This window comes from Actinoplanes sp. NPDC051343 (genome assembly GCF_044455125.1).
Taxonomy (GTDB): Bacteria; Actinomycetota; Actinomycetes; order Mycobacteriales; family Micromonosporaceae; genus Actinoplanes.
Map to the genome: position 1 here is coordinate 1351095 of NZ_JBITEL010000001.1, position 16085 is coordinate 1367179.

The 16085-nt window shown below is 73.1% G+C and carries 11 protein-coding genes; 2 read left to right on the forward strand and 9 right to left on the reverse strand.

Annotated elements, in window-relative coordinates:
• Nucleotides 1-87: 87 nt before the first annotated feature.
• A complete protein-coding gene (locus ACIA5C_RS06065) occupies nucleotides 88-5250 on the reverse strand; it encodes a diguanylate cyclase (RefSeq protein ID WP_396051725.1) in 5163 nt (1720 codons plus the stop codon).
• Nucleotides 5251-5256: 6 nt separating this feature from the next.
• Nucleotides 5257-5889 (reverse strand): adenylate/guanylate cyclase domain-containing protein, encoded by a 633-nt coding sequence (locus ACIA5C_RS06070; protein WP_396051727.1) that lies wholly within the window; start codon nucleotides 5887-5889, stop codon nucleotides 5257-5259.
• Between the two features lie 176 nt (nucleotides 5890-6065).
• Here ACIA5C_RS06070 and ACIA5C_RS06075 point away from each other — a divergent pair, with 176 nt between their 5' ends.
• Nucleotides 6066-8903 (forward strand): AAA family ATPase, encoded by a 2838-nt coding sequence (locus ACIA5C_RS06075; RefSeq protein WP_396051729.1) that lies wholly within the window; start codon nucleotides 6066-6068, stop codon nucleotides 8901-8903.
• 164 nt (nucleotides 8904-9067) lie between these two features.
• Nucleotides 9068-9838: a DUF5995 family protein gene (locus tag ACIA5C_RS06080; protein ID WP_396051731.1), complete on the forward strand. Its 771-nt coding sequence runs from the start codon at nucleotides 9068-9070 to the stop codon at nucleotides 9836-9838.
• Nucleotides 9839-9914: 76 nt separating this feature from the next.
• On the opposite strand, the gene ACIA5C_RS06085 is transcribed toward ACIA5C_RS06080, so the two are convergent.
• From ACIA5C_RS06085 to ACIA5C_RS06115, 7 genes are all read right to left on the reverse strand, one after another.
• Nucleotides 9915-10478 (reverse strand): hypothetical protein, encoded by a 564-nt coding sequence (locus ACIA5C_RS06085; RefSeq protein WP_396051733.1) that lies wholly within the window; start codon nucleotides 10476-10478, stop codon nucleotides 9915-9917.
• A gap of 34 nt (nucleotides 10479-10512) precedes the next feature.
• Nucleotides 10513-11868: a sensor histidine kinase gene (locus tag ACIA5C_RS06090; protein WP_396051734.1), complete on the reverse strand. Its 1356-nt coding sequence runs from the start codon at nucleotides 11866-11868 to the stop codon at nucleotides 10513-10515.
• Nucleotides 11861-12547 carry a response regulator transcription factor gene (locus tag ACIA5C_RS06095; protein ID WP_396051736.1) on the reverse strand — a complete coding sequence of 229 codons (687 nt, stop codon included), beginning with the start codon at nucleotides 12545-12547 and terminating at the stop codon, nucleotides 11861-11863. Before ACIA5C_RS06095 ends, ACIA5C_RS06090 begins: the two co-directional genes overlap by 8 nt.
• Nucleotides 12548-12576: 29 nt before the next feature.
• Complete coding sequence (locus ACIA5C_RS06100; protein WP_396051738.1) at nucleotides 12577-13782, reverse strand: RNA polymerase sigma factor; 1206 nt, start codon at nucleotides 13780-13782, stop codon at nucleotides 12577-12579.
• Nucleotides 13782-14141 carry a YciI family protein gene (locus tag ACIA5C_RS06105; protein ID WP_396051740.1) on the reverse strand — a complete coding sequence of 120 codons (360 nt, stop codon included), beginning with the start codon at nucleotides 14139-14141 and terminating at the stop codon, nucleotides 13782-13784. The genes ACIA5C_RS06100 and ACIA5C_RS06105 overlap by 1 nt, the downstream gene beginning before the upstream one ends.
• 82 nt (nucleotides 14142-14223) lie before the next feature.
• Nucleotides 14224-14406 (reverse strand): hypothetical protein, encoded by a 183-nt coding sequence (locus ACIA5C_RS06110; RefSeq protein ID WP_396051742.1) that lies wholly within the window; start codon nucleotides 14404-14406, stop codon nucleotides 14224-14226.
• 288 nt (nucleotides 14407-14694) lie between these two features.
• A complete protein-coding gene (locus ACIA5C_RS06115; RefSeq protein WP_396051745.1) occupies nucleotides 14695-16074 on the reverse strand; it encodes a GH1 family beta-glucosidase in 1380 nt (459 codons plus the stop codon).
• Nucleotides 16075-16085 lie beyond the last annotated feature (11 nt).

Sequence of the window (16085 nt, forward strand, 5' to 3'; positions counted from 1 at the left end):
CGCGGCGAGCCTACCGGCCCGGTCCGACACTTCCGGTGAGCCGAGCCGTGCGCGGCCGCCGGAGCCGTCGGACAAACCCCGCAAAAGTTACGGCTGGTGAGCCACGACACGGTTCCGGCCGCCCTGCTTGGCGGCGTAAAGACCGGCATCGGCCCGCCCCAGAAGAGTATCCGGAGTCTCCTCGGAACCTCGGCGCACGGCGACCCCGACGCTGATGGTCACGGTCACCGGGCCGCTCCGGGTGGGGATCGGCTCGTCGGCCACGGCCGCCCGCAAGGCCTCGCCTGCGGCATCGGCCGAGGTGGAGACCCCGGGCAACAGCAGGGCGAATTCCTCACCGCCGTACCGGCCCACGATCCCGGACGTACGCGATACCAGCCGCTCCACCACACCGCGGATCACGTCGTCGCCCACCTGGTGGCCGTACGAGTCGTTGATCTTCTTGAAGTAGTCGATGTCGATCATCAACGCGGCGAGCGGCTCGGACGACGAGAACGCCGAGCGGGCGAGCTCGAAGAACCGCCGCCGGTTGGCCACCCCGGTCAGGCTGTCGGTCGTCGCCATCTCGTTGACCTGCGTGAACAGCCGCGCGTTCTCGTAGGCGACCATCGCCTGCGACCCCAGGGCCGCCACCACGCCGAGGTCGGCGTCGGTCCACGCGCCGGCCGTGTCCGCCGCCAGCACCAGCACCCCGGCCGGCCCGTCGCGGGTCTCCAGCGGCATGACCAGCCAGCTCCCGGCATCGCCGGGGTGCAGCAGGCGGGTCCACGACCCACCGCCGAGCCGTGGCGAGTGGATGCCGAGCAGCGAGCCGAGGGCGGGCGTCATCGGAAGGGTCAGTCCGTCCACCACGGAAACCGACGAATCCCCCACCGCACCGAGCAGCACCCACCCATGATCGCCGCCGGGCGAGGAGAGCGAGAACGACAGGAGCTCCCGCAGCACGGTCGACGGGTCGAGGACCTTGCTGAACCGGGCCATCGCCGCCCGCAAGGTCTCGGCCAGGTCGCGCTGCCGGTTGGCGGTCGCCACCGCCACCTCGAGCTGGGCCGCCCGCGCGGTCTCCAGCGCCACCGCGATGTGGTGGGTCACCGCGGCCAGCAGGTCCACGTCGTCGACCGTGAACACGCCCGCGGCCACCCGGCTGTCCAGATAGACCACGCCGAGCAGGCGCTCGTCGAGCAGCAGCGGCGCGGCCAGGATGCTGCGCAGGCCGAACGTGACCACGCTGCGGGCACCCATCGCCTCGCCCTCGTCGGTGCCGGTCACGACCAGCGGCTCGCGCGAGGCGCGCACCCGGTGCACGACGGTCGCGCTGTAGCCGGCCAGCTCACCCAGATCGGAGCCGCTCGCGTCGCGTCCCGCGTACGGGGCGAGCGTCTCGGTGGCCGGGTCGACCAGGAACAGCACCCCCCGCTCGGCGCCGAGCAGCCGGATCGTCTCGTCGAGCGCGATCCGGGTCAGCTTGACCGGGTCGAGGATCCGCGACGCGGCCAGGGTGACCTGTTCGAGGGCGGCCGAGCGCCGGTCCCGGCCACGGCCGGCGGCACCCGGCTGGGCCATCGCACCGGCGTTGTCCAGGCCGAACTCGGCCGCCACCCGGCGCGCGCGGGGAAGCCAGCCGTGTTCCTGGGCGATGGTCAGGGCGAGCCGGGCCTGCCGGCCCGCCTCGCCAGTCACCCCCAGATCGGTCAGGCAGCGGGCGGTGAGCAGCGCCTTCTCGTACGCGGGAGCCGGCGCGTCGAGCCGGCGCAGCACCTTCTCGGCCGCGGCCAGTTTCTCCAGGGCCTTCTCGGGTGCCCCCTCGACGTACGCCAGGAAAGCGGAAGCGATCGCCGCATGCCCTTGCACAACGGTCCGCCGCGCGAGCTTGCGAAGCGTGGCGATGGCCCGCCGGGCCGCCGCGATCTCGGAGGCCCGTTCCTCGCCGGTGACCCGGCGCCCCCGCTCGAGGCGACCGTACGCGAGCCAGACGAAGTAGGCACCCTGGGTCGGGAGCAGGTCGAACCAGCGCAGCCCGAGCTCGTCGTAGCTCGCCGTCAGCTGTTCGAACGTGGCGCCGAGGTCGTCCCGCTCGTATGCGCCCTGCATGCGCGCCACCAGCAGGTCCATCCGCTCGTGCACGGCCGGCGTCGCGCCGTCGCCGAACCGCTCGACCAGCGACGCCGCCTCCCCGGCCCGGCCTTGAAGGGCCAGCAGGAACGCGTCGACCGCCACCACCGAGCTGCGGTTGTCGTGCCCGCCCCGCTGAAGGAAGTGGCGCCGGCGCCCGGCCAGCCGCTCGGCCGCCCCGGTGTCGCCGCGCAGCACCTGGTCCCACATCACCGTCGCGTACGCGTCGAGCGCCAGCCCGGTGTCGATCAGGTCCCGCCGCTCGGCCAGGAGCTCGGCCAGCTGCTCGCCGTCGTCGCTGCCCGCGGCGTGCTTGCCAACCCCGTCCATCCATTCGATCCAGGTCAGCGCCGCCTGGTCGCCTAGCGCGGTCGCTTCCCCGGCCGCGTTGCGCACCATCCGGTCGGCCAGGCCGTGCAGCCCGACCACCCGCAGCGGCACGGCGACCGAGGCCAGGCTGCGCACCCGCTGCGGGTGCGGCCCGAGCCGGTTGACCGGCCACGCCTGCAGCACCGCGAACAGCAGCGAATAGACCGGCCGCAGGGCTCGGACCGCACCCGAGCCGGCGTAGTAGTACAGCGCGCTCTGCGTCTGCAGGACGTCGCGGGTGTGGCCCTCGGCGGTGCCGCGGCCCAGCCCGGTGGCCCGCACGGCGAGGCCGGCGGCGCCGATCGCCATCGTCTTGGCCAGCCGGCGGGCCCGCCCGGACGGCAGCGGCCGGCCGAGCGCGGCCAGCCCCTGTACGGCGGTGTCGTAGAGCTCGGCGCCCAGGCCGGCGCTCTCCAGCACCTCGGCGATGAGTCGATAGACGTACGCCCGCGGGTAGCGGCCGACGGTCCGCTCGAGGGCCCGGTGCAGCGCGTCGAGCGCCTCGCCGAAGCGGCCGCTGCGGTGGTAGGCGACGCCGAGCAGCCGGTCGAAGCCGGGGTCGAGCGGGATGCCGTACCCGGCGGCCACGTCGCGCGCCTTCTCGAGGTAGGCGACCGCGGTCTGCGGGGCGTACTCGGCGACCGCCCGTTCGCCGGCCGCCCGCGCCGCCCGCACGAGCCGGGCCGGGTCGTGCCCCGGCTCGCCGGCCAGGCAGTGCTCGACCAGGGCATATTCGTCGACCGGCTCGGTGCAGCCGGTCATCAGCCCGGCGATCAGGTCGTGCACCCGCCGCAGTTCGGCGGCGGGCAGGGTGGCCAGGAACGACTCGCGCATGCTGTCGTGGCGGAAGACGTAGCGGTCGTCGCCGGCCGCCTCGACCAGCCCGATCCGGGCCGCCTCGGCCAGCACGTCGAGCACCCGGCGCTCGGGCGTGCCCGCGGCGCGGGCGATCAGCCGGGCCGGGAACTTCGCGCCGGCGATCGCGGCGGTCCGCAGTACGTGCTGGGCCTGAAGGTCGAGCCGGCCGGCCCGGCGCAGCATCAGCTGGGCGGCGTCCTCGGGCAGGGCCAGCTCGCGCAGCCCGGCCTCGTCCGGACGCCAGGCGCCCCAGAACGGCCGGAGCAGCCCGTTGTCGAACATCGCCCAGGCGTACTCGATCACGGTGAACGGGTTGCCGCCGCTGAGCATGGCGACCCGGGCCGCGGTGGTCGTGTCGAACCGCAGGCCCGGTGCGAACGCGTGCAGCAGGTCGTCGACCGCGGTCGGGGGCAGCGGGCTGAGCGCGATGTCGGTGCCGAGGCCGTCGACCGGGCCCGGGACGGCGTCCGGCGCCGTGATCACGACCAGCAGCGGGACCCCGGTCAGACCGGCGGCCAGCCGTGACAGCACCCGCCCGGTGGTCTCGTCGAAGAACTGGGCGTCGTCCAGGTGCAGCAGGACGGGACCCGTCCTGGCCAGGCCGGTCAGCAACCCGGCGACCGCGGCGGCGAACTGCTCCCGGCTGACCGCGTCGGCCGCCTGCGGCGAGCCCTGCCCTCCGGCGATGGCCGGGGAAAGCTGCTGCAGGAGTGCGGCTCCGGTTCCGGCCGCTTCCCGTACGCGGGTGACCGCCGGCTCGCCGCTACGCAGGTATTCCTCGATCGCGGCCCGGATGCCGGCCAGCGGCCGGTGGTCGCCCGCGATCGCGGCGCCGCGCAGCACGGCACCGCCGGCCGCCTCGGCGTGGCCGGCCAGCTCGACCGCGAGCCGGGTCTTGCCGCTGCCGCTGCCGCCGCGCAGCACGACGAGGCCGCCGTCGCCGCGGGCGGCCGAGTCCCAGCGGGCCCGCAGCCGGGCCAGCTCGTCGTCCCGGCCGGTCAACGGGATCTCGGCGACGGCGGCCGGGCGGTCGTCGGCGCCCAGGGCGAAGCCTCCGGTGCCGGCCGCCAGCCGGTGCAGGTCGGCGAGCAGGCCGGGTGCGCTCTGGTAGCGGTCGTCGGGGTCCTTGGCCAGCAGTTTGCGGACGATGGCGGCGAAGGTCGCGCTCAGCTCGGGGGCGGCCTCGCGCGGGTCCGGCACCGGCGCCACCGCGTGCTGGCGGAGCAGCTCGCCGACGTCGGCCGCGGCGTAGGGCGGCCGCCCGGTCACGCACTCGAAGAGCACGACGCCCAGGGCGTACAGGTCGGAGCGGGCGTCGACCGGGCGGTTGAGCATGCCGGACTGCTCCGGCGGGCTGTAGATCAGGGTGCCGGCGATGCCCCGGTCAGCCGCGGCCGGATCGGACCCACCGGACCCGCCACCGATCAGCCGGGTGGCCAGCCCGAAGTCGACCAGCCGGCCCCCGCCCGACGGCGTGACCAGGATGTTCTCCGGCTTGACGTCCCGGTGCACGAGGTTGACCCGGTGCGCGGCGCCGAGCGCCGAGGCCAGGTCGGAGGCGAGCCGGCCCGCCGCCGCCTCGGCGAACCGGCCCGCGGCGATCCGGCTGTCGAGCCGATCGCCCGGGATGAAGTCCATGACCATGTACGGGTTGCCGTCGACGGTCGTGCCCGACGCGTACACCCGGGGCAGGCCCGGGTCGTCGGCGCGGGCCAGGAGCGCGGCCTGGCGGTGGAAGTCGCGGACCGCGTCGGCGTGGCGGCCGCCGCCTGCGCGCATCACTTTCACCGCGTAGTCGGCTCCGCCCCGGCGGGCGTGGTAGACGACCGCCTGGTCACCCCGGCCGAGCTCGCCCAGCACTTCGAGCCCGGCGTCTTCGCCGAGTTCGAGGGTGCTGGGGGGTGCGACCACGCAGCACTATTCGGCCCCCGCCCCGCAAAGTTGAAGCTTCATGCCGACCCTTTCCCGGAGCGGCTCCAGCGCCCGGAAGAGGTCCAGCGGATAGGGCTTGCCGGCCACCCGCACCGGTGGCATCTCCTGGTAGGCGATCAGGTGGTGGGTGACCTCGCGGGTCGCCGGGCACACCACCACCGTGTCGTGCGGCGCGTACGCCTGGAGCCGCGACGCCGTGGCGACCACGCTCCCGCAGACCATGCCGTAGCCGTAGTCGCGGGTGGCGGCCAGGTCGACGATCACGTCGCCGGTCGCCAGGCCGACCCGGGTGCGGACAGCGAACCTGCCGGCCAGGAGTTGCCCCCTCAACGCCTCCTGAACCGACAGGCCCACCCGTACCGCCGAGGCGGCCGCTTCCGGCCCGAAGCCGTCATCCGAGGTTCCGAAGACCGCCATGACCGCGTCACCCACGTACTTCTCGACGACACCCCCGCCGTCGCGAATCACCCGCGAGACGATCGCGAAGTAGTCACGCTGCAACGCGCGGACCTCCCCGCAGTCGAGGTCGTCGACCAGCGAGGTGAAGCCCACGATGTCGACGAAGAGGACGGTCACCGTCTGCCGCCGCTCCTGCTCGGCCAAGGCCATTGCGGTCATCCTGCACGCTCCCCCAGATCACGGCTTTGCCAAGGGAAGACGGTGCCAGGCGCGTTCCAGAGACGGATCTGCAGAACGACGTATCTCTGACAGGGCGGACGCCGGTCAATTTTGTGACGAAGAAAGGTCCGAACCGACGAGAACGTGGTAGGTCGATTCGGTTTAGGCTGCCCTTCATGGTCCGCGTGGGGGATGACGGGCCGCTTGTCGGACGCACCGGCACGCTGGCCGCAGTCCAGTCCGACCTTCGCAACGTCGGTCCGGGTGGAACCGCCGCGGTGTTCGTCACCGGGGAAAGCGGCGTCGGCAAGAGCCGGCTGCTGCGGGAAACCGCCGACGCGTTGCGAGGGACGGGCTTCGCCGTGCTGTCCGGAACCTGCCTGGACATCGGCGACGCCTCCCCGCTCCATCCGGTTCTCCAGGCGCTACGCCAGTTCCAATCGGGGCAAGCCGGCCACAGTGGTCCCGCCGTGGCCGCCGCGGACCCGGGCGCCCTGCTCGAGCGGGTCTCCCAGGACCTCCGCGACGCGGCCGGCGACCGGCGCCTGCTGCTCGTCCTCGACGACCTGCAGTGGGCCGACCGCTCCACCCGCCAGCTGCTGCTCTACCTGCTGGCCGGCCTCGGCGACGTGAAGCTGTCGGTGCTGGCCGCGGTCCGGGCCGAGGCCCTGCACGGCGCCCACCCGCTGCGCCGCGTCCTCGCCGAGCTGCGGCGCCTGCGGTCGGTACGCGTCGTCGAGCTGGCGCCGCTCGACCGCGAGCAGACGGTCGAGCTGGTCACCGCGATCGCCGGCGAGCAGGCCGAGCCGGAGGACGCCGATCGGGTCTACAAGCGTTCCGGCGGCAACCCGTTCGTGGCCGAGGAGCTGGCCCGCGACCTGCGCGACGGTCGCGTCGAGCTCTCCGACACGCTGCGCGAGATCTTCCTGGCTCGCGTCGACGAGCTCTCCCCGACCGCCCACGCGGTCGTGCACGCGCTGGCCGCCGGCGTCGAACCGGTCGACCACGCGGTGCTGGCCGGGGTGGTCCGGGTGCCCGAGCCCGACCTGCTCGAGGCGGTCCGGGCCGCGGTCGCCCTGCGCTGGGTGGCCAGCGACCGCGACGGCTACCGCCTGCGCCACCGGCTGGTCTCCGAGATCCTCGAGGCCGAGGTGCTGCCGGCCGAGCATTCCGCCCTGCACCGGCGGTACGCCGAGGCCCTGGAAGCCCTGGAAGCGGCCGGTGCCGGCACCGACCACGCCCGGCTGGCCCACCACTGGCAGAAGGCCGGCGAACCCGCCCGCGCGCTGCCCTCGGTCGTCGCCGCCGCGCGTGGCGCCGAGCAGCTCTACGGCTTCACCGAGGCCCACCGCTACTGGACGCTCGCGCTCGATCTGACCACCGAGGACGCTCCGGAACGGACGGAGCTGCTGGCCCACGCCGCCGAGTCGGCCCACCAGTGCGGCGAGCACCTGCGCGCGCTGTCCCGGCTCGAGGAACTGGCCGGCCGCCCGGACGCCCCCGGCCAGTGCGACCTGCACCTGCGCCGGGCCCGCTACCTGGCGGCGGCCGGCCGTTCGGCGACCGCCGAGGTCGAATACGAGCGCGCCCTCTCGGCCCCCGACTGCACGCCCCGCCAGCGCGCCTCGGCGGCCGCCTACCTGGCCGAACTACTGCTCCACCTGGGCCGGTACGCCGACGCCGGCGCCCGGGCCCGCGAGGCGCTCGACCTGGCCGAGGCCGGCGGCTCGACCAGCGACCTCGTGCGCGCGAGCGCCGCGCTCGGTTTCAGCTCGGCGTTCCGCGAGGACACCGACGCCGGCCTCTCGGTGGTCCGGCACGCGGTCGAGATCGCCGAGCGCTCCGGCCGGCCCGACGACCTCGGCGTGGCCTACCTGCACCTGGCCGAGCTGCTCACCGGCCCGCTCAACAACATCGAGGAGGGCGTGCTGGTCGCCCGCCGCGGCGCCGAGCGGCTGGCCAAGCTGGGCGTCGGCCGCAGCTATCAGACGCGCCTGCTGGCGATCGCCGGCAACGGCCTGTTCCGGGTCGGCCAGTGGACCGAGGCCGAGGCGGTGATCGAGACCGGGATGGGGCACCGCCCGTCCGGCGCCGACGCGGTCGAACTGCTGCTCGCCCGCTGCCGTCTCCTGGTCGGCTTCGGCGACCTCGACGCCGCCCAGAACGACCTCGACGCGGTCGCGACCGTGCTGGCCGGCGGCGGCGCCCGGCACGTGCTGCCGATGCTGACCCTGCGCTCCGGCCTGGCCATGTGGCAGGGCCGGCACGCCGACGCCCGGGCCGCCGCCCAGCGCGGCCTCACCGAGACCCGCTCCGACGACCTGGTGCTGCTCGGCGTGCTGGCCTGGCACGGGCTGCGCGCCGAGGCCGAGGCGCACGTGGCCGGCGCGCCGACCGACCCGGCCGCGATCCGGCGCCTGTCCATGGTCGTCGAGCGCATCAAGGCCGGCTTCGCGGACGCCGGGCCGAAGGTCCGCTCGATCCTCGACGGCTACCTCAACCTGTGTGCGGCCGAGCTCAACCGCATCGGCGACCGCCACGATCCCGAGCCGTGGGCCCGGGCGGCGCAGGTCTGGGACCGCATGCAGCAGCCCTACCCGCTGGCGTACGCCCGGTTGCGGCAGGGCGAGGCGGCCCTGCAGCGCCGGGTGAAGCGGCCCGCCGCGGTGACCGCGCTGCGCGAGGCCTACGGCATCGCGACCACCATGGGCGCCCGCCCGTTCACGGCCGAGATCGTCAGCATCGCCCGCAAGTTCCGGGTCACCCTGGCCGACGACGCCGACACCGTGCAGATGCCGGCGCCGGGCCCCGAACCCGACGATGAGCTGGGCGTTCTCACCCAGCGCGAGCGCGAGGTGCTGGCCGCGGTGGCCGAGGGCCTGACCAACCGTGAGATCGGCGAGCGGCTGTTCATCAGCGAGCGCACGGTCGGCGTCCACGTCGGTCACATATTCGACAAGCTCCAGGTGCGCACCCGCGTGCAGGCGAGCCGGGTCTACCTCACTGCGGCGTGACCTTTTCGTTACCTACGTAGCGCGTATACGTAGTTCTACCGATCCCCCGTACGTAAGACAGTGCCAGGCTTGCCTGCACGGGGGAGCACCGCCCGGTGGCGACACTGGTCGCCGGGCGGTGCTGGGGGCCCTCCGCGACGAGAAGTAAGCCCGTGGAGGATCCGATGAATCAGTCGGTCTGGGGCCCGGTGCAGCAGGACATGCATCACCTGCTCACCCGACACCCCGACGACGTACCCGCCGTGGTGGAGCAGCTCACCGAGCTGCAACGCATTCTTGACCGCGTGCCACCGCTGCTGCACGACAACCCACTGTCCGACTTCAACCGGCTCTACCTTCAGATCACCGAGGGCGTCCTGGAACGGCTCTACGCCGGCCGGTTCGCCGACCCGGCGTTCCTCTCCCGGTTGGACGTCGAGTTCGCGGCGCGCTACTTCGACGCGCTGCGCGCCTGGAGCGACGCGAGCCCGCGCTGCCCGCAGGTGTGGGCCGGGCTGTTCCGCCGGATCCCCGACCCGGGGCACCACCCGCTGCCGGCCGCCGGCGCCGGCATCAACGCACACGTCAACTTCGACCTGCCGTTCGCGCTGGTGACCACGTTCGACCATCTGGGCACCGACCCGATCGACGACGGCGATCAGCACCACGACTACCTGCAGATCAACGCGATCTTCGCGGCGGCGGTGCCGGGCCTGAGCACCGGCTACCTCGACCGGTGGCAGGTGCTGATCGACACGATGAGCGGCACGCTCGACGACTGGTGGCAGGGCGACGCCGAGACATACACGCGCAACGTTGCCTGGCGCAACGCGCAGAAACTGTGGTCGATGCGGCACGACATGGCGGCCACCGACCGGGAGCGCGCCCACCTCGACCGCATCTCGGCCGACCTGGGCCGGTTGCTCCTCTCCCCCTTGGGAGCGTTCCTGCAGTAGTGACTTTGCCGGGGGCAAAACGGTGGCCCGCATCGGGGGAGGGAGATGCGGGCCACCGTTTCTACTGCTGGTTCTGCTACTTGATGGCGATCAGCCGGGCGTTGTCCGCCGAGCCGTCCTTGGTGCCCGCCACCCCGACCTGCTCGCCGGTCTTCAGGGCCGAGGTCCCGGCCTTCTTCTTGTCCTGCACGACGGTCGCCTTGGCGGCCAGCGTCCAGGTCAGCGTGTAGCCGTCGGTCGACTTGACGGTGAGGCCGGTGCCGCTCACCGCGGTGATCGAGCCGCGCTGCACGACGATCGTCTTCGCACCGTCCTTGCCCTGCACCGTGACCTCGCCGTGCAGGGTGTTCTTGCGCAGATATTTGCGGATCACCTTGCGCCGCAGCTCGCGCTTGCCCGCCTGCGACTTCCCATCGGCCGAGGCCGAGGCCGAGGCCGAGGGCGAGGCCGTCGGGTCGGGGGTGTCCGACAGCCCGGTGTCGAAGCCGACCTGGGCCAGCGCGACCGCCTCGTCGGCCAGGTCGTTGCCGGCTCCGGCGAGGCCGCTCGGCGAGCCGGCCCCGGCACCGCAGCCGGCCAGGCCCAGCACACCGGCCAGGCCGAGGGTGGGAAGGATCAGCGCCATCCGAGTACGAGTCATGCGGCAATCCTGCGGCCGTTCCGCCAACCTGCGGTCAGCGCGACGTTCGGGTTGTGTAAGGAAGCTCGACCGTGAACATCGCCCCGCCCTCCGGGGCGTGCCCGGCGGTGATCCGGCCACCGAGCCGGGTGACCAGCCGGGCCGCCAGGGCCAGGCCGAGCCCGCTGCCCACCTTGCGGATGCCCCGGTAGCGCCGGTTGAGCGCACCCCGCTCGAACGCCACCGCGAGATCGTCGTCGGTGAAGCCGGGACCGCCGTCGCGCACCTCGATGATCCCCGCGTACTCCCCCGCCCGCGCCGCCAGCACCAGCGGTGCCCCGGCCGGGACGACCCGCAGCGCGTTCTCGCACAGCCCGTCGATCACCTGGCGGATCCGGCCCGGGTCGGTGCCGACCAGGATCGGATGGCCGGGCACCTCCACCCGCAGCACCGGCCCGTCCGGGCCGCAACGCGCCGCCCACGCCTCGCCCGCCGCCCGGATAAGCTCGGCCAGATCGACACCGACCACGTCGAGCGGCAGGTCGGCCGCCTCGAGCCGGGACAGCACCAGCAGGTCGGAGATCAGCCGGTCCAGGCGTTCCGCCTCGGCCAGCATCGTCGCGCCCGCCTTCCCGGCCCCGTCCGCCCCGACCACACCGTCGGCCAGCGCCTCGGCGTAGCCGCGGATGGTCGACAGCGGGGTGCGCAACTCGTGCGAGACCGACAGCAGGAAGTCGCGCTCGCGGCCCTCGCTGATCTGCAGGGCGGCCGCCAGCTGGTTGAACGCGTCGGCCAGATCAGCCGATTCGGCCGAACCGCGGCGCGAGATGCGTACGGAACGATCGCCGGCGGCCAGCCGGCCCGCCGCACCCGCCGCGAGTTTGATCGGCCGCGCGATGAAGCGGGCCAGCACCGCCCCGGCCAGCACCCCGCCGAGCAGACCGGCCAGCAGCGCGATCCAGACGCTGCTCAGCACCTTGGCCGCGGTGCCGTCGCCGACCGCCCGGGTCAGCACGACGCCGTTGTTTATTCCCGACAGCGGGCGCCCGACGATGAACGACGGCCGCCCGGCGACCGGCGCCCGCGTGTTGACCAGCGTGCCGCTCGCGACCCGCTGGACGATCGCCGGCGGCAACCCGGGGCGGTCGACCTTGCCGCGCCGGATCAGATAGATCTCGATCTTGTCCTGGCGGAGCGACTTGGCGATCTGCTCGCGGGCCGGCTGCTTCTCGTCGGCCAGCAGCTCGACCGCCAGCGCGCTCTTCTCGACCAGCTCGGCCCGGCCCTGCATGTTGGCCGCCCGGACCGCGACCGGCACCGCGACCAGCGCCGTGATGATCACCGAGACGACCGCGGTGGCCGCCGTGACCAGCACCACCCGGCCGGTCAGGGTGCGGAAGAAGTTACGCATCGGCGGTGTAGCCGACCCCGCGCACGGTGCGGATCAGCGACGCGGCGCCACCCAGCTTGGCCCGCACCTGGGCCACGTGGACATCGACCGTACGCGTCCCGGCGTGCGACGCGTACCCCCAGACGCCGGCCAGCAGCTCCTCCCGGGTGAAGACCCGCCCCGGCCGGCCCAGCAGGTGGCCGAGCAGGTCGAACTCGGTCGGGGTGAGCGCGAGCAGCCGGCCGTCCACGGTGACCTGCCGGCGGCCCGGGTCGAGGGTGACCGGCCCGAGCGTGCGCACCCGGCCCTCCTGCGGACCGGCGGCCCGGCGCAGCAGCGCCTTGACCCGGGTGACCAGCTCGCGCGGGCTGAACGGCTTGGTGACGTAGTCGTCAGCGCCCATCTCCAGCCCGATGATGCGGTCGACCTCGTCGTCCCGGGCGGTCAGGAAGATCACCGGCGTCCAGTCGCCGTCCTCGCGCATCCGGCGGACGATCTCGGTGCCCTCCATGCCGGGCAGCGCGATGTCGAGGATGCACGCGACCGGGCGTACGCGCCGGGCCGCGGCCAGTCCGGCCGTGCCGTCGTGTTCGACGTGCACGCCGAAACCGTCCCGGCTCAGGTACATCCGGACCAGATCGGCGATCGGGCGCTCGTCCTCGACCACGAGGACCAGGCCCTTGCTGGGTGCCTCGGTCACGGCTCCATCATGCCCGGCCGGGCGCCCGATCAGTGTTCGGGCAACGTAAGGGCCTTGTGCTGCAGGTAGCGCTGTTCGGGGACGCTGGTGGTCAGCCGGGCCGCCTTCCGGTACGCCGCGTTCGCCTCGGCGTGGAAGCCGGCCTGCTCCAGGAGGTGGGCCCGGACCGCCTCGACCCGGTGGTTGCCGGCCATCCGCTCGTCGCCCTCCAGCTCGCCGAGCACCGCCAGCCCGGCGAGCGGGCCGCTGGTGCGGGCGACCGCGACCGCCTTGTTGAGCGTGAGCACCGGGCTGGGCGAGATCTTCTCCAGCACCTGGTAGAGCGCGAGGATCTGCGGCCAGTCGGTCTCGGCGTCGGACGCCGCCTCGTCGTGCAGGGCCGCGATCGCCGCCTGCAACTGGTAGGTCCCGATCGGCCCCCGCCCGAGGCTGGTCGAGACCAGCTGAAGCCCTTCGGCGATGTACGCCTTGTTCCACCGGTTCCGGTCCTGCCGGTCGAGCGGCACAAGATCACCCTCGCTGTCCGTGCGCGCCGCCCGCCGCGCATCGGTGAGCAGCATCAACGCGAGCAGGCCCCCGCACTCGGTGTCCTTCGGCGCGGCGGCCCGCAGCATCCGGGCCAGCCGGATCGCCTCGCCGGTCAGCTCGGCCCGCTGCAGCTGGGTACCGCCGCTCGCGGTGTAGCCCTCGTTGAAGATCAGGTAGAGCACCTGCCGGACGACCCTGAGCCGCTCGGCCCGCTCCCCGGCCGGCGGCGGCTCGAACCCCAGCCCGGACCTGCGGATCGTCTGCTTGGCCCGGCTGATCCGCTGCGCCATCGTCGCCTCGGGAACCAGGAACGCGGCCGCGATCTCGGCCGTGGTGAGACCGCCGACCGCCCGCAGCGTGAGCGCGAGCTGAGACGGCGGCGACAGCGACGGGTGCGCACAGAGGAAGAGCAGAGTCAGGGTGTCGTCGGTGTCCGGCACCTCGGCCGGCTGTTCCTGCCCGGCGTCGGCCTCCCGGCGCCGCCGCGCGCTGTCACTGCGGAACTCGTCGATCAGCCGGCGGTTGGCCACGCTCGCCAGCCATCCGCGCGGGTTGTCCGGAACGCCGTCGTGCGGCCACTGGGTCGCGGCCGCCAGCAGCGCCTCCTGAACGGCGTCCTCGGCCGCGTCGAACTGGCCCCACCGCCTGACGAGCCCCGCGAGGACCTGCGGCGCGAGCTCCCGCAGCAGGCCCTCGACCCGGACCATCACACCTCCGGCGGCCCGGCCGGCACCTGCCGCAGCTCGACCCGCCGCGCCCAGACCACGACCTTGCCCGCCAGCTCGACCGCCCGCGCCTCATCGGCCACGTCGAAGATCCAGAACCCGGCCAGCGACTCCTTGGCCTCCGCGAACGGCCCGTCGGTGACCACCACCTGATCGCCGACGAGGCTGACGGTCTTGGCCTTGGACGGGAAGTCGAGCCCCTCGGCGCTCACCATCTCGCCGTTCTTGACGAGTTCCGCGTTGAAGCTGTCCATGAAGGCGATCATGTCGCGCACCCACTCCTTGGGCTGCTCCTCCAGCATCGTGCCCGCGTCGCCGAACATCATCAGCATGTACTTCATATGAACCCCTCCGTCGGTAGCTTTCTACCCCAAGTCGGAGCGGCCCGGCTCCCCTCGACATCCCCGACGGAAAATTTCGGCGTTACTTTGCTTGGCCGAGGATTCGCCAGCCGGCGGTGCCGGCGTGGACGAGAACGGTGGCCCTGGTGGTGTCGGCGAGGGTGACGGCGCACTTGTAGTTGCCCGCGCCGGTCGGGCCGACCACCCAGCCGATGCTCAGGGTGACGCAGAAGGCCATCCAGTACCTGCCCGGGCTGTCGCCCACCGCCTCCGCCCGCTGGCCCGCCGGCTGGCCGAGATCAGGCCGAAGACACCGAAGAGCAGGGTGAAGATGACCACCGGAGCGGCGGCGGGACCCCGGCCCGAGAATCCGCCCGGCGGCGGGTAGGGCTTGAGGTAGCCGGGAAGCTTGTCCGGCCACAACGACAGGCTCGGGTCCGGGTAGGCGGCCTGCGGCGCCGGTTCGTGGTTCAGCGGTCATCAGGCGTGGCCCGTCGTCGTCCGTATCTGACCGGCGTTTCATCGGCAGCGGCGGGCCGCCCTGAAGCAAACCTCAGAAACCGCCCGCGGCGATCACGTCGCGGTACCAGAAGGCGCTGTCCTTCGGCGTACGTTCCTGGCTCTCGTAGTCGACCCGGATCAGGCCGAACCGTTTGCCGTAGCCGAAGGCCCATTCGAAGTTGTCGAGCAGCGACCAGACGAAATAGCCGCGCAGGTCGACCCCGTCGGCCAGCGCCCGGTGGGCCGCCTCGAAGTGGGCCTTCAAGTACTCGATGCGGGCCGGATCGTGCACCCGCCCCGAGGTGACCGAGTCGTCGAAGGCCGCCCCGTTCTCGGTCACATAGAGCGGAATCGAACCGTAATCGCGCGTGATCCGCACCAGCATCTCGTGCAGTCCGGACGGGTCGACCGCCCAGCCCATTCCGGTGACCGGCCCTTCGAGCGGCGTCCAGGAAACCCGGCCCCGCGTCGGATAGGGCAGCGAAGGACCGGGGCCGGCCGCCACCAGGTCGGGCTGGTAGTAGTTGACGCCGATCGCGTCCAGCGGCTGGCTGATCTCGGCCAGATCCCCGTCCCGGACGAACGACCAGTCGCTCACCCAGGCGGTGTCGTCGATGACGTCCGCCGGGTAGGCGCCGCGCAGCAGCGGGTCGAAGAAGATGCGGTTCAGCATTCCGTCGATCATGCGGGCGGCGTCCTGGTCGGCCGCCGAACCGGAGGCCGGGCGGACGGTTCCGGCATTGAGCGCTATCGACACCTGAGCGGACGGGCAATGCGCGCGCAGGATCTCCGCCGTCCGCCCGTGCGCCAGCAGAAGATGGTGGGTGGCCGCGAGGGCGTCGGCATAGGACGTGCGGCCGGGCGCGTGCACGCCGGCGCCATATCCGAGGAAGGCCGAGCACCACGGCTCGTTCAGCGTGTTCCACATCGCGACCCGGTCACCGAGACGATTCGCGACGGTCACGGCGTACTCGGAAAAGCGGGACGCGGTCTCCCGGACCGCCCACCCGCCGCGGTCCTCGATCGCCTGCGGCAGATCCCAGTGATAGAGCGTTGCCGTGGGCCGGATGCCGGCCGCCAGCAATTCGTCGACCAGACGGTCGTAGAAGTCGAGGCCGCGCTGGTCGGGCCGGCCGTCCGGGTCCGGCAGGACGCGGGGCCAGGCGACCGAGAAACGGTACGCGGTGAGCCCGAGTTCGGCCATCAGGCGTACGTCGTCGGAATAGCGCAGGTAATGGTCGCAGGCCGTCCGGCCGGTGTCGCCGTTCTCGATCCGGCCGGGAACGGCGGCGAACGTGTCCCAGATCGAGGGCGCGCGGCCATCGGCGTCGACCGATCCTTCGATCTGATAGGCGGCGGTCGAGGCGCCCCACCAGAAATCGGCCGGGAATCGGAGCCGGGCGCCGTTCTGCGGAACTGCGAGCGTGCTCATCAGGCCTCCGG